The organism is Aquabacterium olei (assembly GCF_003100395.1).
Lineage (GTDB): Bacteria > Pseudomonadota > Gammaproteobacteria > Burkholderiales > Burkholderiaceae_C > Aquabacterium > Aquabacterium olei.
Genome location: NZ_CP029210.1, coordinates 366,710 through 393,381 on the forward strand (window position 1 = coordinate 366,710; position 26,672 = coordinate 393,381).

A 26,672-nucleotide genomic window follows, 5' to 3' on the forward strand; every position below is an offset into this window, starting at 1 on the left:
TGGTCCGTGAAAACGACGTCACCCCATGGTGACAGACCGTTAGATGCGGATGGTGCCGCGCGGTTCAAGCCAGTGTGGCGGGCAGGGTCGTGCTTTGCAGAAATTCACGCGCACCGACCCGCTTGCCGCCCGGTTTCTGCAGCGTATGCAGGGCCAGCGCCTGCTCGCCGCAGCCCACGACCAGGGTGTCGCCCTGGGCGTGCAGCACCTCGCCAGGCTGGCCGCTGGCCGGCACCACACTGGCCGCCCACACCTTGACGGTGTCGGCGCCCTTGGCCGCACCCGGCAACGTGAAGGTGCAGCCCGGGAAGGGATCGAAGGCGCGCACCCGGCGTGCGAGCGTGGTGGCCGGCAGGCGCCAGTCGATGGCGGCCTCGGCCTTCTCGATCTTGTGCGCGTAGGTCACGCCGTCGGCCGGCTGCGGCGTGCGGGTCAGCCCGCCGCCATCGACCCGGGCCAGTGCCTCGACGATCAAACGACCGCCCAGCGCGGCCAGGCGGTCGTGCAGTGCGGCGGTCGTGTCATCCGGCCCGATCGCGTCTGGGGCCATCAGCAGCATGTCGCCGGTATCGAGGCCTGCGTCCATCTGCATGATGGTGATGCCGGTTTCGGCGTCGCCCGCTTCGATGGCCCGGTGGATGGGCGCGGCCCCCCGCCAGCGCGGCAGCAGCGAGCCGTGGATGTTCAGGCAACCCAGGCGCGGCAGGTCAAGCACCCACTGCGGCAGGATCAGGCCATAGGCGGCCACCACCATCACGTCCGGGGCGGCGGCCAACAGGGCCTCCCGCGCGGCTGCGGCCTCGTCGGGGTACTTGCCGTCGAGCCTCAGGCTGTGCGGCTGTGCCACGGCAATGCCGTGCTCCAACGCCAGCTGCTTCACGGCCGAAGCCTGCAATTTCATGCCGCGGCCGGCCGGCCGATCGGGCTGGGTCAGCACCAGCGGCACGGTGTACCCGGCGGCCAGGATGGCAGCCAGGGCTTCGCGGGCGAACTCCGGCGTGCCCGCGAACGCAACCTTCAGCGCACTCATGCGGTGTGCTGCTCGTCGCGGGCGCGCTTGATCAGCTTGGTCTTGATGCGGTTGCGCTTGAGTGGCGACAGGTATTCGACGAACACCTTGCCCTTCAGGTGATCCAGTTCGTGCTGCACGCACACGGCCAGCAGCTCGTCGGCGTCGAATTCGTAGACCTCGCCGTCGCGGTTGGTGGCGCGCACGCGCACGCGGGCATGGCGGTCGACCTTGTCGTAGATGGTCGGCACCGACAGGCAGCCTTCTTCCCACACGATCATCTCGTCGCTGGCCCAGATGATTTCCGGGTTGATCAACACCATGGGCTGGTTGCGCTCCTCGCTGGTGTCGATCACCACCACGCGCTCGTGCACGTCGATCTGCGTGGCGGCCAGGCCCACCCCCTTGGCGTCGTACATCGTTTCCAGCATGTCGTCCACGAGCCGGCGGATGCGGTCATCGACCTGGGCCACAGGCTTGGCGACCGTGTGCAGACGGGGGTCGGGGAAGTGAAGAATGGGCAGCAGGGCCATGGCAGCGTGTGGAATCAGGGAGATGAATGTGGATGCAGCGCAACGACGGCTTCGCCCAGGGGCGGGTATCCGGCCGTAACACAGGGCAATTTTCGTTGCGACCGCCCGGTTTTTGCGGGCAGAATCGTCCGATCACTGACCAGATTTTGCCGAATCCGGGGAGTCCTTGCTGGATGAAATCCCTTCGGCGGTTTTCGGAGACCGATTTCATGACCGAGCAATCGCTGCCCCGGGGGCAGGCAGGCGTCCTGGTGTCAGGCAACGCCCGCCGGCTGGCCGTCCCTGTGGCCCGCGCTGCCATGCTGGCCCTGTTCGCCTTGGGCGCCCACCAGGCCGGCGCCGAGCCCAATCTCCCCATCACACCGCAGCAGAAGGCCACGGCCCAGAAGGTCGCCGAAGCCGGCGTGCCGCTGTCCGAGCTGGCGCCCAACGCGCCGGACAGCCACACCGTCAAGCGTGGCGACACCCTCTGGGACATCGCCTCGATCTTCCTCAAGTCGCCGTGGCGCTGGCCCGAGCTGTGGGGCATGAACCTGCAGCAGATCCGCAACCCGCACCTCATCTTCCCGGGCCAGGTGCTCTACCTCGACAAGCGCAACGGCCGTGCCGTGCTGCGGGTGGGCCAGCCGCTGGGTGCGTCGGGTGACGTCAAGCTCACGCCCCGCGTGCGCGAAGGCAGCCTCTACGATGCGATCGCCGCGGTGCCGATGCACCTGCTCGAATCCTTCTTCAACGAGGCCATCCTCCTGGAAGACAGCCAGCAGCTGCTGACCTCGCCGCGTGTCGTGGCCACGCAGGAAGGCCGCGTGATGCTGTCGCGCGGTGAAACCGCCTATGTGCGTGGCGACATCGGCGACCGCCGCGAGTGGCGCCTGTTCCGCGAACCCAAGCCGCTGCGCGACCCGGTCACCAAGGACGTGCTGGGCTACGAGGCGCAGTACGTCGGCACGCTCACGCTGCAGCGCGAAGGCGCCGAGGGCACGGGCGCCGACGGCAAGCCGCTTGTCATCCCGTCCACCTTCACCGTCAACACCATCCGCCAGGAAGCCTCGGTGGGCGACCGGCTGGCTCCGGTGCCGCCGCGCGAGTTCGACAACCTCGTGCCGCACCCGCCCGCCCAGCCGCTCACCGGCTCCATCGTGTCGATCTACGGCGACGCGCTGGCGGCGGGCCAGTACCAGATCGTGTCGCTGAACCGCGGCACCCGCGACGGTCTGGAGCGCGGCCACGTGCTGGCGCTGTGGCGCGATGGCCGCGTCGTGCGCGACATGACCCTGCCCGACAAGCCCGACATGAAGCTGCCCGATGAACGGCAGGGCCTGCTGTTCGTGTTCCGCGTGTTCGACCGCATGTCGTACGCGCTGATCATGCGCGCGCAGGACGCCGTTCGCGTGGGCGACCGCTTCACGCAGCCCTGATCCGGCTGCGCGGATCTCACCTAGCGCGGCCACCGCCCCATCGCCCGACAGAGGCGAGGGCGGCCTGGCCGAGCGCCTCACCGGCCCCTTCGGGCCGCCTCAGGGATGGACATGGATGAACTCGGCGCCTGGCTGCGCCTGTTGCTGAGCCCCCGCGTGGGGCCCTTGCTGGCGCGCCGTCTGCTGGCCGCCTTCGGCTCGCCGCAGGCCATTTTTGCGGCGACGCCGTCGGCCCTCGCCACGCTGGTTTCGGCGCGTGAAGCCGCCAACCTGGGCACCCCGCCGCCCGACCTGTCCGTCGTGCTGGAACGCACCGCGGCCTGGCTGGCCGAAAGCCCGCGCCACCACGTGCTGAGCCTGGCCGACCCGCGCTACCCCGTGGCGCTGCTGGATCTGGCCGATCCGCCCATCCTGCTGTTTGCCCAGGGCGACCTGACGTTGCTGCAGCGGCCCGCCGTGGCGGTGGTCGGCAGCCGCCATCCCACGCCGCAGGGCGCGGACCACGCCCAGGCGTTCTCTGCGGCCTTCAGCGAGGTGGGCGTCGTGGTGGTGTCCGGCCTGGCGCGGGGCATCGATGGGGCGGCGCATGTCGGCGCGCTGGAAGGGCAGGCGCGGCAGCCGCGGGCCGGTGGGGGCACCATCGCGGTGGTGGGCACCGGGCCTGATGTGGTCTACCCCAAAGCCCATGCCGGCCTGGCGGCGCGCATCGCCGAACACGGCCTGCTGCTCAGTGAGTTCGTGCCCGGCACGCCGCCGCTGGCCGCGCACTTTCCCAAGCGCAACCGCCTGGTGGCGGCGCTGTCGCGCGGCACGCTGGTGGTCGAGGCGGCCGTGCAATCCGGCTCGCTGATCACGGCCCGGCTGGCCACTGAGCTGGGGCGCGAGGTGCTCGCCATTCCGGGCTCCATCCATGCCCCGCAGGCGCGCGGCTGCCACGCGCTGATCAAGCAGGGTGCGCGGCTGGTCGAGACGGCGCAGGACGTGCTGGAGGAGCTGCAGCTGCAGCGCCCGGTGCAGCTGCTGGCGGACCTCGTTCAGGCCCGCGGTGCGGCGACCGCGGACGAGGCCGATGCACCGGTCGACCCCCTGCTGGCCGCCATGGGCCACGACCCGGTCAGCCAGGAGGCCCTGTGCGCACGCACCGGCTGGGGGCCGGCCGAACTGGGGGCCCGCCTGCTGGAGCTCGAACTCGACGGCCACGTGGCCCGACTGCCGGGCCAGCTGTTCCAGCGGGTCGCCCGGGCCTGATCGCCGCGGGGCGCGCCGGGCGGTGATACAAACGGGGCCGTGAGCACGCCCGAATCCTTCCCTTCCACGCTGGTGCGCGACCTCGGCCGGGTCGACTATGCGCCCACCTACGCCGCCATGCAGGCCTTCACCGAGGCCCGCACGCCCGACACGCCCGACGAGATCTGGCTGTGCCAGCACCCGCCCGTCTTCACCCAGGGCCTGGCGGGCAAGCCCGAGCACGTGCTGCTCAACCCAGAGGGCGCGGGCCACATCCCGGTCGTGCAGACCAACCGCGGCGGGCAGGTCACGTTCCATGGCCCGGGTCAGGTGGTGGCCTACCCGCTGCTCGATCTGCGGCGCCGGGGCTACTTCGTCAAGGAGTACGTCTACCGCATCGAAGAGGCCGTCATTCGCACACTGATGCACTTCGGTGTGACCGGCCACCGCGTGGCCAGTGCACCGGGCATCTACGTGCGGCTCAACGACCCCTTCTCGCATGCGGCCCTCACCACGCCGGTCGACCCGCGCGATCCGTTCAAGGGCCTCGGCAAGGTGGCGGCGCTCGGCATCAAGGTGACGCGGCACTGCACTTACCACGGCGTGTCGCTCAATGTGGCCATGGACCTGGCGCCCTTCCAGCGCATCAACCCCTGCGGCTATGCCGGGCTGGCCACGGTCGATCTGGCGTCGCTGGGCGTGCAGGTGGACCCGGCGGAGGCCGCGGCGGTGCTGGCCGCGCAACTCGTGCAACGTCTCGCACCCTGAGCGCCGCGCGGGGCCCGCAGCAGCCCTTCGGCGCCCGGGCAGCGGGCAGATCGGCTACAGTCCCGGCTGGCCGCGTCACCCATGTGGCCACTGTTGGCCGCAGGGCGCCTATCCGGCGTCCTGGCGGTCGCTCCGGCAGCCCCGCCACCCAGACCCCGCGCCATGACCACTGAACGCACCCCGTCCGCCCCGGCTCCCGACACCCCCGCAGCCGGCCAGCCCGCCTACGACCCCACGGCCAAGCAGAAGGCCCAGGCCAAGACGGCCCGCATCCCCATCAAGGTGGTGCCCGCCGGCGAGGTGCTGAAGAAGCCGGACTGGATCCGCGTGAAGGCGGGCTCGCCCACCACGCGCTTCTACGAGATCAAGGACATCCTGCGCGAGCACAAGCTGCACACGGTGTGCGAAGAGGCCTCGTGCCCCAACATCGGTGAATGCTTCGGGCACGGCACGGCCACGTTCATGATCATGGGCGACAAGTGCACGCGCCGCTGCCCGTTCTGCGACGTGGGCCACGGCCGCCCCGATCCGCTCGACGTCAACGAGCCGGCCAATCTGGCCAAGGCGATTGCGGCCCTGAAGCTCAAGTACGTGGTGATCACCTCGGTCGACCGCGATGACCTGCGCGACGGTGGCGCCGGCCATTTCGTCGAGTGCATCAAGCAGGTCCGCGAACAGTCGCCAGCCACGCGCATCGAGATCCTCGTGCCCGACTTCCGCGGTCGCGACGACCGTGCGCTCGAGATCCTCAAGGCCGCGCCGCCCGACGTGATGAACCACAACCTCGAGACGGCGCCGCGCCTGTACAAGGAAGCGCGCCCGGGCTCGGACTACCAGTTCAGCCTGAACCTGCTCAAGAAGTTCAAGGCGCTGCACCCCGACGTGCCGACCAAGAGCGGCATCATGGTCGGCCTGGGCGAGACCGACGACGAGGTCTATCAGGTGATGCGCGACATGCGCGCGCACGACATCGACATGATCACGATCGGACAGTACCTGGCGCCATCGGGCCACCACCTGCCGGTGCGCCGCTACGTGCACCCGGACACCTTCAAGGCCTACGAGCAGGCCGCCCGCGAGATGGGCTTCACCCACGCCGCGGTGGGGGCCATGGTGCGCTCGAGCTACCACGCCGACCAGCAGGCTCTGCAGGCCGGTGTGGCGGTCGACGGCGCCTGAGTCGGCTGCGCCGGGGCGTCCGGCGCGGGCCACGATCCGGTCCCCCGGGGGCCTCCTGAAAATCAGGTGTAGTCGGACAAGGGCACGGTGGGGCGGCGGCCCAGGTGGGCAAAGTTGTCCTGCAGCCAGGCGTCCGCCGCGAGACGACCGACGCCGTGCAGGCGCAGCAGGTGCGGCCAGCCGGCCTGCAGCTTGCTGCTCGCGTCCAGACTGACCCGGTCCTTCTCGGTGTCGATGCGATGCAGGCGCAACGCGCCGATCCGCTGGAACAGCGTCGCCCGTCGCGGTGGACCGGCGCCGTCCGCCTTTTCCTCCTGCAGCGCCGCCTGGACCAGAGCCAGCGTGCGCAGGTCCTTGAGCAGCGCGCTGTTGAAGGTGATCTCGTTGGTGCGGTCCATGATCTGCTGCTGGGTCACCGGCAGCGCCTGGCGGTTCGACGGGTTGATCTGCACCAGCATCAGGTCGTCGCTGCCGCCCTCGGCCACCAGAGGCAGCAGGGGCGGGTTGCCCACGAAGCCGCCGTCCCAGTAGGCCTCTCCGTCCACCGTTACCGAGCCGAACAGCAGGGGCAGACACGCCGAGGCCAGCAGGACGTCGACGCTCAGTTCGTCCTGCCGGAAGAGCTTGAGTTCACCCGTGCGCACGTGGGTGGCCGACACGTACACCCGCACCTTGTTGCAGGCGCGGACCCGGTCGAAGTCGACGCTGGCGCGAACGATCTCCCCCAGCGTGTGCGTGCCCGGCAGGTACTGGCGGGGCGACCACAGCGACATCCAGCCCGCCATCCACTGGATGGGCAGGGGCGCGGCCTGGTCGCCCGTGATGGCGTGCAGCCATCCACCCGGGGCGGCCCGGCCCACGGCGGTCCAGAACCGGCGCAGGGCTTCGCGCGCGCCGGCTCGGCCTCCCGCGTGCAAGCCATCTGCCAGAACCGCCGCGTTCATGGCGCCGGCACTGGCCCCGCTGACGGCCTCGATTTCGAGGCGTTCATCTTCCAGCAGGCGGTCGAGCACCCCCCAGGTGAAGGCGCCGTGGGCGCCCCCTCCCTGGAGCGCCAGTTTGATCTGCTTGCGGTGGCGTGTGGTGCTGGCCATGCGGCGTGGGATCTCCTTCCCCCATTCTGGCCGGAGGGGCGGGTCGGCGGCCCTATCCCCTTGGGTGTGATCAGGCACTTGAAAGGGGGGAGGAGACGTCCGGAATCCTTTAATGTCACCGTGCCGACAGTTATCATGCGGTCATCGCACTGCTTGTTTCCGGGTGCGCCATGACGACAAACCAGAACGGGATCAGGGGTGGCCATGCCAGCCAGTTCGAAGCAACTTGGGGTGCCCGGCGGCGCGGGCGTGGGCACGGCCCTGACGCCCCGTCAGTTCGCGGTGGGGGCCCTGGTGGCGCAGGGATTGACGAATGCCGAGGTGGCCGAGCGCCTGGGGCTCAGTGTCGCCACCGTGAAGGTCTACCGCCGGGAGGCGATGCAGCGGCTGGGCGCGGCCTCGCCGGTTCAACTGGTGCGGCACTTCCTGGGTGTGCCGGCTTCGGCCGCCCCGGGCATGGGCGCCCGGCTGGTGCGGCCTCTGCAGGCCCACGTGGTCGACACCGACGCCACGGCGCGGCGCGGGCTGCTCCAGGCGCTGCGGCGCCGTGGCATCCCGGCTCAGGAGCACCCGGGGGTGGCGGAGTTGCTGCACGACGGCGCACCGGCCGCCACCGACGTGGTGCTGATGTCGCTGTGTCCGCCGGTGTTTGCGTGGGATGAGGGCGCATTCGAGCCGGTTGTTGCCCTGCGCCGTGCCACCGACTGTGGCCTCCTGCTGCTGCTGCCCAGCTACCACATGGGGCACTGGACGGCCGCGCGCGAGGCCGGCGCCGACGGCGTCTTCAGTCGCCCGGTCGACTTCCGCGAACTGCATCTGGCGGTGATGAACCTGTATGCGCGGCTCGGCCACGGCGCGGCAGTCGACGTAGACTCGCCCTCATGGCCCGCAAGACCCCCCATGTCAGCGAAACCCCTGCCACCCAGTGGCTCAAGGCTCATGGCGTGAGCTACACCGAGCACGCCTACGACTACGTCGACCACGGCGGCACGGCCGAATCCGCACGCCAGCTCGGCTGGCCCGAACACCAGGTCATCAAGACGCTGGTGATGGAAGACGAGCGCGGGGATCCGCTGGTGGTCCTGATGCATGGCGATCGCCAGGTCAGCACCAAGAATCTGGCCCGCGCGATCGGCGTGAAGTCGGTGCAGCCCTGCAAGCCCGAGGTGGCGCAGCGCCACAGCGGCTACCTGGTGGGCGGGACCTCGCCCTTCGGCACGCGCAAGGCCCTGCCGGTCTATGTGGAAGCCAGCGTGCTGGCGCTGGAGCGCATCCTCATCAACGGCGGGCGCCGCGGCTTTCTGGTGGGCCTGGCGCCTGCCGTGCTGGAGACCGTGCTGGGCGCGCGCCCGGTGCAGTGCGCGATCTGATCCTGCCCCGTACCGGCGTGCGTCAGGCCGACTGACTCTGCCGCGCCTCGAGCGGTGGCAGCCGGGCTTCGACGTCGCGCGCGTACAGGATGGCCGCCTGGAACAGCGAGAAGGTGTTGCGCAGCACGTCTTCCAGGGGGGCGCGGCAGCGGTCGGCCACCCACTTGGTTGCGATGCGGGTGTTCGAGCCCACCAGCCCCTGAGCCAGGGTGTGGTGATTGAGCCCGGCTTCGGGCAGCCGCGGGAACATCTGCGTCATGAAACCCTGGATGAGCAGCGCGAAGTCCTCCTGCGCCTTGTCGAAGGCGGTCTGCATTTCGCCGCCTACGTTCAGTGCATCGATCAGCGCCACGCGGGCCCGCCGCGGGTCGTCGCGGATGAACTCGAAGAAGGCGCGCAGGGCGGCTTCGGCCAGCTTGTCGGGTTCGGGCTCGCTGCGCGCAAGCGCCATCACGGTGGCCTGCATCAGGTCCCGGCTCACTTCCGCGTAAACCGCTCGGAAGAGGTCTTCCATCCCGTCGAACGACTCATAGAAGTAGCGCGAGGTGAGCTGCGCCTGCTTGCAGACGTCGCGCACGGTGGACTGGTGGTAGCCCTGGTCGCCGAACACGGCCAGGGCGGCCTCGATCAGGCGGGCCCGCCGCTGGCGCTGGCGCTCTTCGGAATCGACGCCGCCATAACGCCGGCCTGACGTCCCCGCGGTGGAGGGGGGGTCAGGGTTAACCCGATTTCTGGAAACGGCCATTGTCAAATACTATTTTTGAGATTGATCGTTGTCAAATCCGGCGCGACACCGATGCCGGTGCGCACGCGATGACTGCGGTGCAGTGCCCAAAAGTATGGCACGTCGGGGCGACTTCGCTGCCTCCCGTGTGCATACGGATGTGCTCTGACTGCCGTCCGCCGCGCCGGAAGGGCTGCGCTCAGGCTGTTTTTGCTCCACCCTCACACCACCAGGCACACCGTACATGAAGGACTTCCGCAACAAGGTCGCCGCCATCACAGGCGCAGCATCGGGCATGGGACGCACGCTGGCGCTCGAGCTGGCGCGCCGCGGCTGCCACCTGTCGCTGAGCGACGTGAACGAGCGCGGTCTGGCCGAGACGGCGTCGATGGCGGCGGCCCTCGGCGTCAAAGTGACCACGGCCAAGGTCAACGTGGCCGACTTCGAGGCGATGACGGCGTGGGCCGACGACACGGCCCGCACCCACGGCAAGGTCAATGTGGTCTTCAACAACGCGGGCGTGGCGCTGGGCGCCTTTTGCGAGAGCGTGAGCCGCAAGGACTTCGAATGGATCATGGGCATCAACTTCTGGGGCGTCGTCAACGGCACGCAGGCCTTCCTGCCGCACCTCAAGCGCGCGGGTGAGGGGCACATCGTCAACACCTCCAGCCTGTTCGGCCTGTTGGCCACGCCCACCCAGGGCACCTACAACGCCAGCAAGTTCGCCGTGCGCGGCTACACCGAGGCGCTGCGTCAGGAGCTCGACATGATGAAGTGCGGCGTGAGCGCCACCTGCGTGCACCCGGGCGGCATCCGCACCAACATCGCCCGCGATGCCAAGATGGACGCCAGCATCGACAAGGCCACCGGCGGCAAGTCGGAGGTGGCCCGCGCCAAGTTCGACAAGCTGCTCAATGCCACCAGCGCCGAAAGCGCGGCGTTGCAGATCCTGAAGGCGGTCGAGCGCAACGAGCGACGCGTGCTGGTCGGGATGGACGCCAAGTTCCTCGACAAGCTGGTGCGGCTGCTGGGCAGCGCCTACCAGCCCCTCACCACCTTCTTTGCCAAGAAGAGCATGCTGGGCTGAGCCCGGTGTCCGCCCCCCGGAGTGCCCCCATGTCTGCCGTCATGAAGACCCCTCACGCCTCGTCCCGTCCCGAAGGCCCCATCCAGCGCACCTATGCGCCGGTGCCCGGGGCCCGCGAGCGCATCGTCGCCGCCATGATGCGCACCAGCCTGCGCACCTTCTTCAAGCCGGTCATCAAGCCGCCGATGCCGGTGGGCCTGCAGCGCGCGGTGCTGCACACGCTGTCGGTGCTGATGCCGCCGGGTGGCGGCGTGCGCGTCGAGCACGTGAAGCTGGGCGCGATGGCCGCCGAGCGCATCACGCCCAAGGCCAACCCCAAGCCGCGGCACGCGCTGCTGTACCTCCATGGCGGCGCCTTCTGTGCCGGCAGCCCGCGCAGCCACCGCAGCATCACCTCGCGCCTGAGCCGCATGGCCGACTGCGAGGTGCTGGCCATTCATTACCGCCGTGTGCCCGAGCACCCCTTTCCGGCGCAGATCGAAGACGCGGTGACGGGTTTCAAGGACTTGCTGCAGCGCGGCTACCGGCCGGAGCACATCGCGGTGGCGGGCGACTCGGCGGGCGGCACGCTGACCTTGCTGGTGTTCAAGGCGCTGGAGCGCGAGGGGCTGCCCACGCCCAAGTGCCTGGTGATGATGTCGCCGGCGTTCGACGCCCGGCTCAACAGCGACAGCGTCAAGAAGTACAAGAAGCGCGACCCGATGATCAACATCGAGTGGGGCATGCAGGGCTTTGCCTGGTATCGCCCGCAGCACGACCATCCGCTGGCCTTTCCGAAGCGTCAGGACCTGAGCACGCTGCCGCCCACGCTGGTGCAGGTCGGTGAGATCGAAGTGCTGCACGACGATTCGGTGTGGCTGCTGCATGCGGCGAAGCGCTTCGACCGCCATGTGGAGCTCGAGATCTATCAGGACCGCTGGCATGTGTTCCAGATCCACGCCGGCATGATGCCGAGCGCCACGCAGGCGCTGGCCCGTCAGGCGGCGTTCCTGAAGCAGCATTGGGGCGCCTGAAGGCCTTCGGTTCGCATCGCCAAAAAAAGGCCACCCTCGCGGGTGGCCTTTTGCGTTCCGGTGAGCGCGTGTGCTGCTCAGGCCACCTTCTTGCGGCGCGCCATCGCAGCCAGTTCCTCGTCGCGCAGGTCCTTGCGCAGGATCTTGCCGACGTTGCTCATCGGCAGGTCTTCGCGGAACTCGATGTACTTGGGCCGCTTGTAGCCCGTGAGCTGCTCCTTGCAGTAGGCGGCGACGTCGTCCTCGGACAGGCTGTAGTCCTTGCGCACCACGAACAGCTTGACGGCCTCGCCGGAGCGTTCGTCCGGCACGCCGATGGCACAGCACTCGGTCACGCCAGGGTGCAGGCTCACCACCTGCTCGATCTCGTTGGGGTACACATTGAAGCCCGACACCAGGATCATGTCCTTCTTGCGGTCCACGATCTTGATGAGACCGTCTGCCGCCATCACCCCGATGTCGCCGGTGCGGAAGAAGCCGTCGGCCGTCATCACCCTGGCGGTCTCTTCGGGGCGCTTCCAGTAGCCGGCCATCACCTGCGGGCCGCGCACGGCGATCTCGCCGGCTTCGCCCTGGGCCACGGGCTGGCCCTGTTCATCGAGCAGCGCGACCTCGGTGGAGGGCAGCGGATAGCCGATGGCGCCGTTGTACTGGCGGTTGTCGAGCCGGTTGACGGTCACCACGGGCGAGGTCTCCGACAGGCCATAGCCTTCGACGATGGGCACGCCCGTGATGCGCTGCCAGGCCTCTGCGGTGGCCTGCTGCACGGCCATGCCGCCGCCGTTGCACACCTTCAGGCGCGAGAAGTCGAGCTGCTCGAAATCGGGCTCTTCGACCAGCGCGTTGTAGAGCGTGTTGACCGCGGGGAACTGGGTGATCTTGAACTTCTTGAGCGTCTCGATCAGCTTGCCGACGTTGCGGGCGTTGTCGATCATCACGTTCAGCGTGCCCATGCGTGCGCTCAGGAAGTAGCACACCGTCAGCGCGAACACGTGGTACAGCGGCAGGGCCACCACGTTGACCAGCTGGCCCTGCACCTTGTCGAGCTCGGGCTTGAACCAGGCCTCGCACTGCAGGATGTTGGCCACCAGGTTGCGGTGCGTGAGCGTGGCGCCCTTCGACACGCCGGTGGTGCCGCCGGTGTACTGCAGGAAGGCCACATCGCTGCCGGTCAGGGGCGGCGGGGTGAAGGGCAGGCCCTTGCCTTCGGCCAGCGCCTGCTTGAACGGGGTGACCTGCAGCCGGCTGCTGGACGGCAGCTTGAAATCGATCACGTGCTTGTCCACATTGCGCGACTTGTACGTGATCCAGGGGCCCTTGATCGCACCAAACACGTCGCCCAGCGAAGCCAGCAGAAGGTGCTTGACGGGCGTGCGGTCGATCACTTCCTGCACCGTCGGGCCGAAGTACTCGAGCACGATGAGGGCTTCGACCTCGGCATCGTTGAGCTGGTGTTCCAGTTCGCGCGGCGTGTACATCGGGTTGACGTTGACCACCACGTGACCCGCCCGCAGGATGCCGGCAATGGCCACGGCGTAGTGCGGGATGTTGGGCATCATCACGGCGACGCGGGCGCCTTTCGAGAGCTTGCGGGCCTGCAGCCAGGCGGCCAGTTGCCGCGACAGGGCGTCGACCTCGGCGAAGGTCCAGCGCGAGCCCAGATAGGCCATCATGTCCGTGCCCGCGTGCGCGCGGAAGGCGGCATCGAGCAGCGACACCAGCGAGGGGTGGCTGTCCGGATCGATCGTGGCCGGGACGCCGGGTTCGTACTGCTTCAACCAGGGTTTGACGTTGGTCATGACACGCTTCCGCAAAAAAAGATCAGAATCAATCTGAAAACAGATTGTGTCATTTTGCGTGGCGCAAGGGGATCCGGCCATCCCCGGGGTGCATGCGTTTGCGTGCGACGCCACCGTGTCGCTCACGCTTCCCGGGCGAGGGTTTCCAGCTCTTCGGGGTGCATCAGGCGACCGCCCCACAGCACGCGGATGTCATCGCCTTCGCGGAGCGAGTGCTCCCGGTGGGTGATGATGAAGCGCGCGCAGCCCAGGGCCTGGATGTGGTCCTGCACACGCCGCTCGGTGGCGAAGTCGAGGTGGCTGGTGTATTCGTCGAGCAGCAGGAACTGCGGCTGTTTGTAGAGTGCGCGGGCCAGCAGCACGCGTTGCTTCTGCCCGCCAGACAGGCTTGTGCCCATGTTGCCGACCAGCGTCTGGTAGCCCATGGGCAGGCGCGCGATGTCGTCGTGCACGCAGGCCAGTTCGGCGGCGTGCCGTACCTTCTCCGGCGTGGCGTGCGCGTCGTGCATGGCGATGTTGTCGTAGAGGTTGCCGGAGAACAGCTGATCGTCCTGAAAGACGGTGCCGATCACCGAGCGGTGGGCTTCGGCACCCAGCTGGGCGAGCGGCACGCCGTTGAGCCGCACTTCGCCCGATTCCGGCGTGACCTGGCCTGCCAGCACCTTCATCAGCGTGGACTTGCCGCCGCCCGACGGACCCACGACCGCGAGGGTCTGCCCGCTGCGCAGGGTCAGGCTGATGTGGTCGAGGACGGGCTGCGATTGCGGGTCGTATCGGTAGACGACGTCATGCAGGCTGAGCGTCATGCCCCCTTGCGGCAAGGGGGTGGCCGCACGCTGCATCTGCTGCGCAGACGAGGGGGCTTCGGTCGGCGTGAGCACGATGTCAGCGAGCCGGTCGCCCTGAACGCGCAGCAGGCGCAGGTTGATGAGCCGCTCGATGAAGTCGCCGACGCGTTGCAGGAACTGGCCCTTGTACGCAAGAAAGGCAACGAGCATCCCGATGGAGAAGTGCTCGTCGATGATCATGCTGGCGGCGAGGTACAGCACCGTGGCCTGTTCGAGCGCGCCGACCGTGCCGTTGATGCCCTGATGCAGCAGGTTGATGCGCTCCTGCCTGACGCGGGCGTTGACGATGGCGGCCTGCTGGTTCATCCAGCCCGCCACGCGCCATGCCGGCCGGGAGAAGAACTTGATCGCATGGATGCCTCGCAGCGTCTCCAGCAGAAAGGACTGTGTCTGCGCCTGCCGCACGATGAGCTCTTCCGCGGCGCGGCGGTACGGGCCGAACACCGCGAGCCGCACGCCGAGGTAGCACACGGCCACGCCCAGCACGATGCCGCCGAGCAGGGGGCTGTACGCGAACATCAGGCCCAGCGTGATGAGGCTGACCAGCCCGTCTAGCACCGCCTCCACCAGGGTGTGGGTGAGGGTGTCCTGAATGGACTCGACGGCATGCATGCGCGACAGCACATCGCCGGTATGCCGGCGCTCGAAGTACGACAGCGGCAGCTGGATCAGGTGACCGAAGACGCGCGTGCTGCTGGCGAGCTGCCAGCGCAGACCGGTGCCCAGCGCCACCCAGCTGCGCAACAGCCGCGTGGCCAGCGACATGAGGGCGAGCAGGCCGAGCGCCAGGGCCAGCACCACGAGCAGGGGCTGATCGCGGCTGACGATGACGTCGTCGATGACCCACTGGCTGAGCAAGGGCATCAGCAAGGTGAACACCTCCAGCACCACCGACAGCACCGCCATCTGTGCGAACGAACGGCCCAGCCCGGGGTGGCCGGCGAACAGGCTGCGAAGGCGCCATGGCGTGCGCTCACGCCGGGGTTGAAACGCAGCGGCCGGAGACAACTCCAGCGCGACGCCGGTGAAATGGCGCCCGGCTTCGGCCAGGCTCATGCGCCGCTCGCCCACGGCCGGGTCGTGCACCGTGACCCGCTGGCCGTCCACCGCGACCAGCACCACGAAGTGGTTCATGTCCCAGTGCAGCACGCAGGGGCGTTGCAGTGCCTCCAGTTCGTCAAGTTCCAGCCGCACGGCCCGGGCGGACAGCTTCAGTCTGGCGGCCATGTCCATCAGCACCGCCAGGGTCGTGCCGCGCGCGGACACCGCAAAGCGCTGCCTGAGCGTGTGCAGGTCGGTGTCGTGTCCGTGGGCGCCCAGCACCATGGCCAGGCAGGCCAGGCCGCATTCGGTCGCTTCGGTCTGCAGGACCACCGGCACACGGGGGCGTCGCCATCCCGACGACGACGGGGCAGAGGAGGAGGAAGAGATCATGCGCGCCTGAATCAGAGTCGGCCGGTGAAGGCGAAGAGGGGATCGAAGAGCCAGCGCCACAAGGCCCGGCGCTCGATCTCGATGTCGGCCACCAGGGTGTGGCCGCTGCGCAAGGGCAGCGCCTGGCCGTAGGCCACCACCGTGTCGCGTTCCAGCGCCACGTGAACCAGAAACACCGCCCGGGTGTCCTGCCGGTTGCCGCCCAGTTCGCTGGCCGGCACATCGGCCAGCGGGATGGCCGTGATCTGCCCCCGGTGCTGGCCGAAACGCTGGTAGGGAAAGGCGTCGTAGGCCAGGCGCACGGTCTGCCCCGGCCGCAGAAAGCCCATGGCGGTGCTGGGCACGCGCAGCACCGCTTCAAGCGGCGAGGCGGCCGGGACCACGCTGAGCACCGTGGCCCCGCCGGCCACCGTCTGCCCTTCCGCGAGACGCAGGTTGGTGACGGTGCCGTTCACCGGTGCGCGCAGCAGCATCACCTGCTCGCGGCGGCGCTGAGCCTGTTCGGCATGCAGCGTCAGGGCATCGCGCTGCCGCAGCGCCGATTGCGCGGCCTCGTCCGCCAGCAGGTGCTGCCGATCGGTCTGCACCTGCGCCAGTTCGGCCTGCATCTGGGTGGACTGGCGCCGCAACTCCTGCTGGCGCGAGGCGTGCTGCGTGACGAGTTGCAGCTGCTGCGCGAACTGGAGCTCCGACACGATGCGGTCGTCGCGCAGGGGGCGCATCTGCTCCAGCAGGCGCTCTGCCACCGCTTGCTGCTGAGCCTGCAACTGCAGCTCCGTCTGAAGCGAGCGCGCCGATTGGCGCAGGTGGCTCGTGCGCTCGTCCAGGCCGGACAGCCGGGCCTGCAGGCTGTCATGACGCCGGGCCGCTTCGGTGCGCAAGGCCTGCTGCCGTTCCCGCAGGCTGACCTCGACCTGGCTCAGGGCATCGCCCAGATCGCTGTGCTGGGTCTGGTGGATCTCGGCCAGGACATCACCGGCCCGCACGGTCTGGCCTTCTTTCACGGGCAGCCGCATCAGCACCCCGGTGCCGGGCGCCACCAGCGTGGACACGCCGGACCGGGCCTGCAGCACGCCGGTCACGCGCTCCTTGCGGGTGTGCTGTCCCCAGATCAGCACGCCGAGCACCGCCAGGGCCAGGGCCACCACCAGGGCGGTCCACACGCGGGCCCCGACGGGCCCGATCGAGAGGGCGGGGCCTGTCAGGGTGCCGACGCGCGCGGCCAGCGCTTCAGGGCGGAACAGGGGGCCGTCATCACGCGGCGGCGGGCTGGGGGGCGTGGTGGTCATGGCGTCGCGAGGTCGCTCGTCGGGTGGTCGATCTCCGCGAGCCAGGGCGCGATGTGCGCCGCGTCCAGCTTGCCGAGCAGGGCCAGGATCCGGGTGCCCGATGTCATGCGGGCCACCTGGCTGTCGGCCACCGCCAGCGCCGCGTCGAGCACGGCCTGCTGGGCACGGAGTCGGTCGCTGGTGGGGCGCAGGCCCGCAAGCCACGCGCGGTGGACGGCGTCGAGGGCGGCTTCGGCGTGTCGCAGCCACGCGGTTCGCGCCCCCAGGTGTTGCTCCTCGAGGCGGTGGGTCTCGATGGCCGCCCGCAGGTCCCGTGCGAGTTCGGCCACCACCACGTCATGGCGGGCCAGGGCCTGCACCAGTTCGGCGGCCGCGATGCGCTCGCCATCGCCCAGCGTGTCGGCACCGAAGAGGGTCCATTGCGCACTCACACCGATGCTGTCGTTGCGCAGGGACTGCCGGTCGGCGACCCCGTCGGAGCGCGGCGTGGTCTGACGGTACCCCCGGCTTGCAGAGGCCTCCACCGTGGGCAGCCAGCGCGCCGCCTGCCGCGCCTCGACCCGGGCCTGGGCGGCGCGGATCTGGGCCTGCGCCGCCTCGGCCAGCGGGTGTGCGCGCACGAGGACGGCCACGTCCCCACCCTCCCTGTCATGCCAACGCGGGGGAAAAGGGCCCGGGGCCGGCGTGTGCAGCCCGCGCGGCAGCGAGGCGGTCGGCCCGACCAGGCGGCGAAGGGTCAGCAGTTGTTGGGCCGCGTCACCTTGATCCTGCAGCCACTGGTCCTGCACCTGCAGGGCGAGCGAGCGGGTGGCCTGCACGTCCACCAGCGTGAGCAGGCCTGCGGTCAGCAGGCGCGCCTGAACCTGTTCGAGCGCCTCGAGTTCGGCGATCTGCCGGGCGCGGATGGACGCCCTGGCCTGCGCATGCAGCCCGGCCAGGTAGGCCTGGCTGACGCCAAGGGCCAGCTCGGACCGGGTGGCCAGGGCCTGTAGGCGAGTGGCCTGTCCCGTCGCCTGCAGGCCCTGGACTTCCCGTTGCTCGGCGGGGCGCCACAGCGGCATGCTCAGTGTGAGGCTGTGGCTGGTCGCGGGCGCGTCGACCGCCCGACCGTCACCGACCTGCCGCCCGCGCTGCCCGCTGGCCTGGGCATCCAGGCGCGGCCACGTGGCCTCTCGTGCGCCCCGGCGATGACGCGCTTCCGCGGCGTCGGCCTGAGCCTCGGCCTCTGCCAGCGCCGGGTTGTCGATGACGGCGTCCAGCCAGCGTACCCAGGCCGGGGCCCCTGAGCGCGGCGGTGGCGCATCCGCCGCCACGGGGGCCTGCGCCAGCCGCAGGTGCCAGTCGAGCTGCAGGGCGGGGGCGAAGCTGGGGACGCCGCAGAGCAGGCTGCCGGCCCACACGGCCGGGCCAAGCCCGCGCAGGCACCCGAGGGCCCGATGGACGGGCACAAGGGCAGGGCACTCGACAAACAGCCTGAATCGGTTTCCGTGCATACGTTTCCCAGTATCCCGGCGGGTTAAGAATTCCGGGGTGGGAATATCCATGCATTCCTGTTGTGACGGGCATAAAAGCCGTGCGCAGGCAGATTGGATTAATCCTTTCAGGTTATCTTCCGCTTGTTCGATCTGTCATTTCTGTTTTCCTGATTGAAAGAAGTCTGCGGGTATTGATGGGTTTTATTCTGGCGCGGGGTGCGTCATATTCGGCCCTGGGCTGCAAGCCCTTTATTCAATCCAGAACGGAAGACATCATGAAAACCCTTTCCCTCCAAGAAGTTCAGCAAGTCAGCGGCGCGGCCCTCGACCCGGAGCTCGGCCTGTTCAAGCCCACCGGCATTGCCTTGATCGACGCCATTCACAAGCAGGAATGGAACACCTATGGGCGCCCGCTCTACAACACGTTTGCCGTGCTGTTGGGCTTTCCGAAAGCGCCCTGAGTGACTCGCCGGCTGGTTCGGCGGAAAGTAAAAAACCCCGCAGATGCGGGGTTTTTTACTTTCATGCTGCCGATCAGTTTCTTCACGCGGTTTTCTGGAGCGCCGTGGCGTTGGCGGAAGATAACCACTGGTCCAGTCCCGTCCACGCGTAGAGGTTGTGATCGATCAGGGTTTCGACAGGAAGGTCGAAACCGCGCTCGATCCACAGCATCGTGGTATGACTCACCATGCCGATGCATCCGGAAATGATGAGGTCGATATTCGGGTATCCCTGCAGGGCAGGGTACTTCTGGCGAAACCGCGCGCGAAGCAGGTCCACGATGAAGGCGTATTGCTGCGCCACGCGGTCCTCGGCGGTCAGCCCACTGTTCGAGGCATCCTGAATGAGGATGCGGGCGCGACGGGGGTCCTGTCGGATCTGCTCGAAGAAGGTCTGCAGCGCCCCCCGGGCGCGTGTCAGCAGGTCAGGGGGCAGGCTGCGGATGGCCTCCTCCACCGCCATGGACACGTCCATCGTCGTCCGATCGTGCACGTGCTTGAAGCACTCGTGAACGGTGGCGAAGTGTTCGTGGAAGTAGCGGTCTGCCAGGCGCGCCTGCGCGCAGATCAGGCGCATCGTCGTCAGCCGGTAGCCGTGCACCCCGAACACTTCGTAGGCTGCCTGCAGCAGCCTTTCGTGTCGCTGCGCCCGGCGTTCATCGGCGCTCACGCCGCTGTAGCGACGCTGCGAGATCGTCGGTGTCGTCATGTCAAGGGAGGCATGGGGCGCGGCGCAGGCCATGGAAGGACCCGCGCCGCGGCACGACCACCAGGTCAGACGAAGCTGAAGTGCTCGTTGTCCATCTGCATGATGGAGCGCGTCGACGACAGCATGGTCTTCTTGTGCGCGTTGGCGCGCGGGGCGAGGCGCTCGAAGAAGAACTCGGCCGTCTGGAGCTTGGCGGTGTAGAACTCCTTCGACTCCTTGCCGCCCTGGGCGAGCTTCTGCTTGGCCACAATGGCCTGCTTGAGCCAGAAGTGGCCCATCATCGCGAAGCCGGCGTACATCAGGAAGTCGTAGCAGGCGGCGCTGACCACGTCGCGGTCCTTGTTGGCGCGCAGCATGATCTTGACGGTGATCCACTTCCACTCGAGCGCGCGCTTGAACGAGGCGCGGGCCATGGCGCCGACGGCGTCGCCGTCGAGCAGGTGCGGCTTGGCCAGCGCGATCATCTCGTTGGTGAAGTTGAAGATGCACTTGCCGCGCGACTGCAGCAGGGTCTTGCGGCCCAGCAGGTCGAGCGCCTGGATGCCGGTCGTGCCTTCGTACAGGGTGGCGATGCGCGCGTCACGGGCGATCTGCTCCATGCCGTGCTCCTTGATGTAGCCGTGGCCACCGAAGACCTGCATGCCCAGGTTGGCGCATTCCAGGCCCATCTCGGTGATGAAGCCCTTCAGGATGGGTGTGTAGAAACCCAGCTTGTCGTCGTAGGCCTCGTACTTGGCCTGGTCGCCCGTGGCCACGCCGGCCACCATGTGGTCGGCCAGCTTGGCGGCTTCGTAGATCATGGCGCGGGCGCCTTCAGCCACGGCGCGCTGGGTCAGCAGCATGCGGCGCACGTCGGCGTGCCAGATCAGCGCGTCGTTCGGGTGGTCGGCGTCCTTCTTGCCCGACAGCGCCCGCATCGAGCGGCGCTCCTTGGCATACGGCAATGAACCCTGGTACGACAACTCGGCGTGGGCCAGGCCCTGCACGGCGGTGCCGATGCGTGCGGTGTTCATGAAGGTGAACATGGCCTCCAGGCCCTTGTTGGGCTCGGCAATCATGTAGCCGGTGGCGCCGTCGAAGTTCATCACGCAGGTGGCCGAAGCACGGATGCCCATCTTGTGCTCGAGCGCACCGGCGCGCACCGCGTTGCGCTCACCCACGCTGCCGTCCTTGTTGACGAGGAACTTCGGCACGATGAACAGCGAGATGCCGCGGGTGCCCTTGGGCGCATCGGGCAGACGGGCCAGCACGATGTGGATGATGTTCTCGGCCAGATCGTGCTCACCCGACGAGATGAAGATCTTGGTGCCGGTGAGCTTGAAGGAGCCGTCGGGCTGGGGTTCGGCCTTGGTCTTGACCTGCCCCAGGTCGGTGCCGCACTGCGGCTCGGTCAGGCACATCGTTCCCGTCCATTCGCCGCTGACCAGCGGGGGCATGTAGGTGGCCTTCTGCTCGGTCGAGCCGAACTGGAACACCGTGTTCATGCAGCCCAGGCTCAGGCCGGGGTACATGGTGAACGACCAGTTGGCCGTGCCCATCATCTCGGCCTTGAGCAGGTTGAGCGACATGGGCAGCTCCTGCCCGCCGTACTCCTTGGGGTGCGACAGGCCCTGCCAGCCGCCGGCCACGTACTCGGCATAGGCTTCCTTGAAGCCCTTGGGCGTGGTGACTTCGCCGTCCTTGAGCGTGCAGCCCTCGAGGTCACCCGGCAGGTTCAGCGGGGCCAGCACTTCTTCGCAGAAGGTGGCGCAGCCTTCCAGGATGGCGTCCACCATGTCGGGCGAGGCTTCTTCGCCATTGGGCAGGCTCTTGAAGTGGCCCTCGAAATCAAAGACTTCGTTGAGCAGGAAGCGCATGTCGCGCAAAGGCGCCTTGTACTGCGGCATAGGTCGTCACCTCGGTCAGGGTCAGGGGAGGGTGTCGAACGGTCTTTTGAAACGGTCGTTCGAATTCAGGCGCATTTATAGCGCATGGTGCACCGTCTGTGTCAAGCCGGCCCCATCGCCCCCGGGGCCTCCCCCCGGAAGCGAGGGGCAGGCTTTCCCGGGGCACGCCGTGGTGACGCCGGAATGAAGCCGATCAGTGGTGTGCTGCGGGGGCGGGGGCAATGAGGGCGGGACCCGCGTTTGACCCTTCCGAGGGATGGCGAAGTGACGCGGGGCGTGCCAGCATGGTTGTTTAGCCGCATCCGGCTTCTCCCCTTCACCCTGTCCCCATGACGCTGGTCGTTCCGTCCCTGTCCACGCCGTCTGTCGCCCTGTCTGCCGGCACGCTGGCCGAGCGGGTGTACGCCCAGATCAAGCAGCTGATCTTCGATTTCGTGCTGTTACCGGGCGATCGGTTCTCGGAGAGCGATCTGGCCAACCGTGTGCAGGTCAGCCGCACGCCACTGCGCCAGGCATTGCAACGCCTGCAGCGCGAGGGGTTCCTGCTCGTGTTCCCCAAGAGCGGGTGGCAGGTCGCCCCGCTCGATTTCAACGCCTTCGACCAGCTCTACGACCTGCGCATGCTGCTCGAAACGCACGCGGTGGTCCGCCTGTGCGAGGCCGATCCGCGTCCTTCGCTCGATGAGCTCAACCGTGTGTGGCTGGTGCCCGAGGCCGAGCGTCAGCACACCGTGTTGACGATCGACCGTCTTGACGAGGCCTTCCACACCGCCTTGGTGGAGGCCGCGGGCAACGCCGAGATGGCGCGTGTGCACGCCGATGTGACCGACCGCATCCGCATCATCCGCCGGCTGGATTTCACCAAGCCGCAGCGTGTGGAGGCCACGTACGAGGAGCACGCGCAGATCCTGCGTGCCGTTACCCGGCGTCGTGCCGACGAGGCGCAGCGACTGCTGCGCGCCCACATCGAGCACAGCAAGCTCGAGGTGCGGCGGATCACGATCGAGACGCTCCAGAACGCCCGGCTGCGCATGGCCGAGGCGCACACCCCGCAGGGCTGAGCGGCCGGGCTCAGTCGCCGAGTTGCAGGTCGGGGATGCGGCGCAGCATCAGCACATCACGCGGGTCGACCGGCTGTGTGTCGCCGTGTCCGACGAAGCGGTAGTGCTGCCCGGAGGTGCTGGAGCGCACGCTTAAACGGCCTTGCCCCGTGAAGCGGGCGAACCGCGTGGGGGCATGGGCGGGGGGCACCGGGGGCAGGGCGTTGCCCAGTGACACCGTGACCGGTGAACGTCGAGGCAGCAGCGTCGTGGCGACCACGGGCGGTGCGGCAGGCGACGGGGCCGGGCCGAGGCCGGGCGCCGAAAACGGAATGGGCATGCGTTGTGCGGACGGACGGGCGATCATGGTGGCTCCTGGGGTGGGCTCAGCCATGCTCGAACGGGCCATGGCGCGCAGCGGTCTGCATGCAGTGTCCGGTGCGGCCCGATGCCGGGGAATCCCCCTTGGGGTGGTGTTTGGGGGGTGAACCACCCAGATAGGGGGTCAGCTGCCGAAGACCGTCAGCACGCCGGTGTAGCCGTAGAGATGCCGGCGCGCGATCTCGCCGCCCGCGAAAAACCCGACCAGCGGGACATCGCCCAGCGCGTGCCGAACGATCTCCATTTCGGCGTGCGGCCCGCCGAAATGCGGCCCGCCGCGCCCCGAGCAGCTGATGTACACCGCGCCGGCCATCTGGCGGCCGGGTGACTCCGTCGGGTCGAACTCCTCGCGCACCTCGGCGCAGGCCCGCACCAGATCCTGCCGGGCGGCCTGCACGTGGCGCTGGCAGAACGCCAGCTGCATGCCTTCCTCGACCCAGTCGCTCACCGCCACGCCCTGGCGAGCGGGATCCAGCCCCACCAGGTGCCGCACGCGGGTGTCGGCGCCGAAGTGCTGTCCGTGCTGCATCAGGTCCGATCCGGCGTCGGTCAGACCGACCAGGGTGGCCCGCATGCGGGGCAGGGCTTCGCGCTGCCAGTCCGTGCCGCCCACCCGGGCGGTGACACCCAGGTCGCGCAGCAGGCAGGTGAGGGCGGGTTCGCCGTCGAGCTCATAGACCAGGTTGCGGTCGGCGGAGGTGACCTCGCGGCGGGGGCCGATCGGCTCACAGCCCTGGGTCACCCGAGAGACCACGTCGACGTCGGCATTGAAGGCCACGCCCGACACCCCGCCTTCCCACACGCCGACCTCGTCCTGGCCATCGTGCGGGTCAAAGGCCAGGTGCAGGGCGTGCTGGCGGCCGGTGCTCAGGCCGCCGAAGAGGTAGCCCGTGTCGGTGCGCTCCGCGAGCTCGGCGAGCAACTCCGGCATGTCAGCCGTGCGGGCATCGGCGTGCACCTGCGCGGTGTGGGCGCGCCACACGCCCTCTTGCGCCATCACCCGTTCTGCCGCGCCGGGCAGCGGGTGCCGGCCATGGAAGATGCGGAAAGTGGCCGCTGGCAGGTTGCACAGCATCACCACCAGCGCCGGCTCGTCGATGTACTCCACCCCGGTGGCCAGCACGCCGATGCCCACACCCCCGACCCAGGCGACGCCCGGCAGGCGTGCGCGCAGGCTGTCGAGCACGGCCTCGGCGTGGTCCGAATACGCTTCGGTGAGGTAGCACCAGCCGAGGCTGGCTTCCATCGTGGTCGCGCCCTGCGACGCCAGTTGCGCCCAGACGATCTCGAGGGCCAGCTCGGGATGCGGGTGGGTGGCGTGGGCGTGCAGGAAGCGCAGCGGGGCAGATCGCATGGCCGTGCCTGTGAGGGGTCAGTCGGCCTGCGGGTCGCCGCGACGGCGTGCTGCGGGGCGCGAAGGGCTGCGCGGCGAGCCGGTCGCGGCCGTCTTGCGGGGCGGCGCCTTGTCGGCGGTGCGGCTGCGGTCGCGGGCCGGTGCGCTGCCGGCGGCCTGGGGGGGGGCCTGGGCTGCCGCGGGTGCCGCCGGCGGCATGGCCGATGCGGCGGCCTGGTTGGCCAGGTGCGTGAACTGCTGCGTGAGGGTGTCCCACCAGCGCATCGGGTTGATGAGTTCCGGCGACGCCTCGGCCGACCGGCTGGCCTCGGCCCCGGCTGCGGGCGATTCGGGTGCCTGCTCGGCGACGGGGGCGGCGTCCGCCGGGCGGTCTGCCGACGCGGCCGAGGCGCGTGCCCGGGCCATCCAGTCCGGCGCAGCGGGGGCCTCCACGCCGCTGGCCGGCGAGTCGGGGCGCACCTTCAGTGCATCGCGCACGGCGTCCATCGACACGTTCATGCCCTTGAGGGTGGCCAGTGTCATGCGCTGCACCTCCATTCCCTGGATGGTCATGGCGATCATGCGGGCGTTCTGCTCCAGCCAGAACTGCACCGTCTTGAGGTCCCGGATGCGCTTGTCGAGTTCTTCCGGGTCGAGCGTCGGCAGCGACCAGGCGGGCAGGCCCGCGGGTGCGGCGCCCGCGGCCGCCTGCAGATTCGGCATGGCGCTGCCGGCGGCCTTCATCCAGTCCTGGAAGAAGTCGAGGCCGGCGCCAAGGCCCGCAAACGGATTCAGGCGGTCGGTGGGGTTCGGCGTGCCGTCGTCGGCAGGGCTGGAGGGGCGGGTCGACATGCGGGTCTCCTCTTGGGCTTTAGGTCATTGTGCCCGGCCTGTGCGGCGCACGCGAGGGCTGGGGAAAACCCCGCCGCATAATCGGCGGCTTCATGCAACGCCGACAACTGTTTCTCCACGCCAGCCGCATGGCCGCCACCCTGGCCTGGCAGCAGCTTTTTGGGCCCGGTGCCCGGGCGCAGCCCCTGCAGGCGCCGGACTGGACCGCCCCGGGCGAGGTGTTTTCGCTGGGGGTGGCAAGCGGGGAGGTGCAGCCCGAGTCGGTGGTGATCTGGACGCGGCTCGCCCCCCAGCCCCTGAGGCCGGACGGGGGCATGCCGGCCGCGGCCGTGCCCGTGCGCTGGCTGGTGGCCCGCGACGCCCGGTTCGAGCACGTGGTGGCGTCCGGCCAGGCGCTGGCCTCGCCGGAGGCCGCGCACAGCGTGCATGTCGACGTTTCGGGCCTGCAGCCGGGGCGCAGCTACCACTACCGTTTCGAGGCCGGTGGCCAGACCAGTCCGGTCGGACGCACCCGCACCGCGCCGGCGCCCGAGGCCCGGCCGGCGCGCATGCGGGTGGCGCTGGCGTCGTGCCAGCACTATGAAGCGGGCCACTTCACGGTCCACCGCGAGATCGCCGCGGCCGACGTCGACCTGGTCGTCTTCGTGGGCGACTACATCTACACGTCGTCGGTGCCGTCGTTCAACCGTGTGCGCCGGCACCCGCATCGCTTCCCGCGGGATCATGCCGACTTCACGCTGGCGCATTACCGCGTGCACCACGCGAGCTACAAGCTGGACGCCGACCTGCGCGCCTGCCATGCGGCGCACCCCTGGCTGCTGGCCTGGGACGACAACGAGGTGGTCAACGACTACACCGGCGACCGCGATGCCGAGATCGACGATGTCGACACCTTTCTCGCGGTGCGGACGGCCGCCTACCGGGCCTATTTCGAGCACCTGCCGATCTCGCCGTCGCGCGCCCCGACCGGCCCGCGGATGCGCATGCACGCCCGCTATGACTGGGGACGCCTCGCCACGTTCTGGACGGTGGACACGCGGCAGCACCGTGACCCTTCGCCCTGCACCGGCCGCACGCAGAGCCTCTTCAACGGCAAGCTGGTGCGCAACTGCACCGAGCTGGCCGCGCCGGGGCGCGATCTGATCGGCCGGGCGCAAGCCGACTGGCTGAGTTGGGAACTGGCGTCCAGCCCGGTCGACTGGAAGTTCATCGTTCAGTCGACCCAGGTTGCGCCGGGCACGATCCGGGCGCCGTTCGGGCGCGTGATCTATGGCGACGGATGGGATGCGTTCCCCGCAGCGCGCGAACGCCTGATGCAGGCCATCGCCCAGCCTCGCGTGCCCGACGTGGTGTGCCTGGGCGGCGATGTCCACCGCCATGTGGCCGCCCAGCTGCGCCTGCATCCCGAGGACACCGCCTCGCCCGTGATCGCCAGCGAGGTGGTGACGACCTCGGTGTCCAGCAAAGGCCTGAGCGAAATCGTCACCGCCTGGCTCAAGGGCGGCAACCCCGACATGCTGCACGCCCGTGCCGACCAGCGCGGCTACGTGGTGCTGGACGTCACGCCGCGCCAGATCGACATCGAATTCCGCGGCACGCCGCACCCGGTCCGCCCCGACTCGCGGCTGCGCACCCAGGCCCGCTACCGCATCGACCGGGGCATTGCCGGTCCGCGGCGCGTCTGAGCAGCGTGCCTACAATCAC

General features: G+C 69.1%; 24 protein-coding genes. 11 read left to right on the plus strand and 13 right to left on the minus strand.

Going from position 1 to position 26,672, the window contains the following annotated elements:
• Positions 1-64 precede the first annotated feature (64 nt).
• Positions 65-1,021, minus strand: a complete 957-nt coding sequence (gene fmt, locus DEH84_RS01610) for a methionyl-tRNA formyltransferase (protein ID WP_109038141.1) — start codon at positions 1,019-1,021, stop codon at positions 65-67.
• Between the two features lie 5 nt (positions 1,022-1,026).
• Positions 1,027-1,542, minus strand: coding sequence for a peptide deformylase (def, locus tag DEH84_RS01615; protein ID WP_109034141.1), 516 nt, complete (start codon positions 1,540-1,542; stop codon positions 1,027-1,029).
• A 299-nt stretch (positions 1,543-1,841) separates the two neighbouring features.
• Here def and DEH84_RS01620 point away from each other — a divergent pair, with 299 nt between their 5' ends.
• The 4 genes from DEH84_RS01620 (at position 1,842) to lipA (ending at position 6,134) form a co-directional block, all read left to right on the plus strand.
• Positions 1,842-2,960 carry a LysM peptidoglycan-binding domain-containing protein gene (locus tag DEH84_RS01620; RefSeq protein ID WP_109038142.1) on the plus strand — a complete coding sequence of 373 codons (1,119 nt, stop codon included), beginning with the start codon at positions 1,842-1,844 and terminating at the stop codon, positions 2,958-2,960.
• Between the two features lie 111 nt (positions 2,961-3,071).
• The gene (dprA, locus tag DEH84_RS01625; protein ID WP_342755626.1) at positions 3,072-4,208 is read left to right on the plus strand and encodes a DNA-processing protein DprA; all 1,137 of its coding nucleotides are present in this window, start codon (positions 3,072-3,074) and stop codon (positions 4,206-4,208) included.
• A 117-nt stretch (positions 4,209-4,325) separates the two neighbouring features.
• Positions 4,326-4,955, plus strand: a complete 630-nt coding sequence (gene lipB / locus DEH84_RS01630; protein ID WP_245932730.1) for a lipoyl(octanoyl) transferase LipB — start codon at positions 4,326-4,328, stop codon at positions 4,953-4,955.
• A gap of 162 nt (positions 4,956-5,117) precedes the next feature.
• On the plus strand, positions 5,118-6,134 hold the full coding sequence (lipA, locus tag DEH84_RS01635) for a lipoyl synthase (protein ID WP_109034145.1): 1,017 nt from the start codon (positions 5,118-5,120) through the stop codon (positions 6,132-6,134).
• Between the two features lie 62 nt (positions 6,135-6,196).
• Here lipA and DEH84_RS01640 read toward each other — a convergent pair whose 3' ends face one another.
• Entirely contained in the window at positions 6,197-7,228 is a 1,032-nt protein-coding gene (locus DEH84_RS01640; protein ID WP_109034147.1) for a patatin-like phospholipase family protein, read from the minus strand.
• Positions 7,229-7,432: 204 nt separating this feature from the next.
• On the opposite strand from DEH84_RS01640, the gene DEH84_RS19280 reads away from it, so the two are divergent.
• Together DEH84_RS19280 and ybaK are read left to right on the plus strand one after the other, a co-directional pair.
• Positions 7,433-8,176: a helix-turn-helix domain-containing protein gene (locus DEH84_RS19280; RefSeq protein ID WP_218929745.1), complete on the plus strand. Its 744-nt coding sequence runs from the start codon at positions 7,433-7,435 to the stop codon at positions 8,174-8,176.
• Complete coding sequence (ybaK, locus tag DEH84_RS01650) at positions 8,110-8,598, plus strand: Cys-tRNA(Pro) deacylase (RefSeq protein ID WP_109034150.1); 489 nt, start codon at positions 8,110-8,112, stop codon at positions 8,596-8,598. Before DEH84_RS19280 ends, ybaK begins: the two co-directional genes overlap by 67 nt.
• Positions 8,599-8,620: 22 nt before the next feature.
• On the opposite strand, the gene DEH84_RS01655 is transcribed toward ybaK, so the two are convergent.
• On the minus strand, positions 8,621-9,343 hold the full coding sequence (locus DEH84_RS01655) for a TetR/AcrR family transcriptional regulator (RefSeq protein WP_109034152.1): 723 nt from the start codon (positions 9,341-9,343) through the stop codon (positions 8,621-8,623).
• A gap of 223 nt (positions 9,344-9,566) precedes the next feature.
• Here DEH84_RS01655 and DEH84_RS01660 point away from each other — a divergent pair, with 223 nt between their 5' ends.
• Both DEH84_RS01660 and DEH84_RS01665 read left to right on the plus strand, forming a co-directional pair.
• A complete protein-coding gene (locus DEH84_RS01660; RefSeq protein ID WP_109034154.1) occupies positions 9,567-10,409 on the plus strand; it encodes an SDR family NAD(P)-dependent oxidoreductase in 843 nt (280 codons plus the stop codon).
• Between the two features lie 29 nt (positions 10,410-10,438).
• Complete coding sequence (locus tag DEH84_RS01665; RefSeq protein ID WP_109034156.1) at positions 10,439-11,422, plus strand: alpha/beta hydrolase; 984 nt, start codon at positions 10,439-10,441, stop codon at positions 11,420-11,422.
• Between the two features lie 77 nt (positions 11,423-11,499).
• Here the strand turns inward: DEH84_RS01665 and DEH84_RS01670 are convergent, their stop codons facing one another.
• The 4 genes from DEH84_RS01670 to DEH84_RS01685 form a co-directional block, all read right to left on the minus strand.
• Positions 11,500-13,221 (minus strand): AMP-binding protein, encoded by a 1,722-nt coding sequence (locus tag DEH84_RS01670; RefSeq protein ID WP_109034158.1) that lies wholly within the window; start codon positions 13,219-13,221, stop codon positions 11,500-11,502.
• A 122-nt stretch (positions 13,222-13,343) separates the two neighbouring features.
• The gene (locus DEH84_RS01675; protein WP_109034160.1) at positions 13,344-15,503 is read right to left on the minus strand and encodes a peptidase domain-containing ABC transporter; all 2,160 of its coding nucleotides are present in this window, start codon (positions 15,501-15,503) and stop codon (positions 13,344-13,346) included.
• An 11-nt stretch (positions 15,504-15,514) separates the two neighbouring features.
• Positions 15,515-16,792 carry an HlyD family secretion protein gene (locus DEH84_RS01680; protein WP_109034163.1) on the minus strand — a complete coding sequence of 426 codons (1,278 nt, stop codon included), beginning with the start codon at positions 16,790-16,792 and terminating at the stop codon, positions 15,515-15,517.
• On the minus strand, positions 16,789-18,240 hold the full coding sequence (locus tag DEH84_RS01685) for a TolC family protein (protein WP_159098804.1): 1,452 nt from the start codon (positions 18,238-18,240) through the stop codon (positions 16,789-16,791). Before DEH84_RS01685 ends, DEH84_RS01680 begins: the two co-directional genes overlap by 4 nt.
• A gap of 302 nt (positions 18,241-18,542) precedes the next feature.
• On the opposite strand from DEH84_RS01685, the gene DEH84_RS01690 reads away from it, so the two are divergent.
• Complete coding sequence (locus tag DEH84_RS01690) at positions 18,543-18,728, plus strand: hypothetical protein (protein WP_109034167.1); 186 nt, start codon at positions 18,543-18,545, stop codon at positions 18,726-18,728.
• An 82-nt stretch (positions 18,729-18,810) separates the two neighbouring features.
• Here the strand turns inward: DEH84_RS01690 and DEH84_RS01695 are convergent, their stop codons facing one another.
• Together DEH84_RS01695 and DEH84_RS01700 are read right to left on the minus strand one after the other, a co-directional pair.
• A complete protein-coding gene (locus DEH84_RS01695) occupies positions 18,811-19,476 on the minus strand; it encodes a TetR/AcrR family transcriptional regulator (protein ID WP_159098805.1) in 666 nt (221 codons plus the stop codon).
• A gap of 65 nt (positions 19,477-19,541) precedes the next feature.
• Positions 19,542-21,362, minus strand: a complete 1,821-nt coding sequence (locus DEH84_RS01700; protein WP_109034171.1) for an acyl-CoA dehydrogenase C-terminal domain-containing protein — start codon at positions 21,360-21,362, stop codon at positions 19,542-19,544.
• 329 nt (positions 21,363-21,691) lie between these two features.
• Here DEH84_RS01700 and DEH84_RS01705 point away from each other — a divergent pair, with 329 nt between their 5' ends.
• Positions 21,692-22,423: a GntR family transcriptional regulator gene (locus DEH84_RS01705; protein ID WP_109034173.1), complete on the plus strand. Its 732-nt coding sequence runs from the start codon at positions 21,692-21,694 to the stop codon at positions 22,421-22,423.
• Between the two features lie 10 nt (positions 22,424-22,433).
• Here the strand turns inward: DEH84_RS01705 and DEH84_RS01710 are convergent, their stop codons facing one another.
• The 3 genes from DEH84_RS01710 to DEH84_RS01720 form a co-directional block, all read right to left on the minus strand.
• Positions 22,434-22,769 carry a hypothetical protein gene (locus DEH84_RS01710; protein ID WP_109034175.1) on the minus strand — a complete coding sequence of 112 codons (336 nt, stop codon included), beginning with the start codon at positions 22,767-22,769 and terminating at the stop codon, positions 22,434-22,436.
• Between the two features lie 138 nt (positions 22,770-22,907).
• On the minus strand, positions 22,908-24,137 hold the full coding sequence (locus DEH84_RS01715; RefSeq protein ID WP_179950601.1) for an FIST signal transduction protein: 1,230 nt from the start codon (positions 24,135-24,137) through the stop codon (positions 22,908-22,910).
• Positions 24,138-24,155: 18 nt separating this feature from the next.
• The gene (locus DEH84_RS01720; RefSeq protein WP_179950602.1) at positions 24,156-24,968 is read right to left on the minus strand and encodes a PhaM family polyhydroxyalkanoate granule multifunctional regulatory protein; all 813 of its coding nucleotides are present in this window, start codon (positions 24,966-24,968) and stop codon (positions 24,156-24,158) included.
• A gap of 92 nt (positions 24,969-25,060) precedes the next feature.
• Between DEH84_RS01720 and DEH84_RS01725 the strand changes: the two genes are divergently transcribed.
• Positions 25,061-26,653, plus strand: a complete 1,593-nt coding sequence (locus DEH84_RS01725; RefSeq protein WP_109034177.1) for an alkaline phosphatase D family protein — start codon at positions 25,061-25,063, stop codon at positions 26,651-26,653.
• The last annotated feature ends 19 nt before the right edge of the window (positions 26,654-26,672 follow it).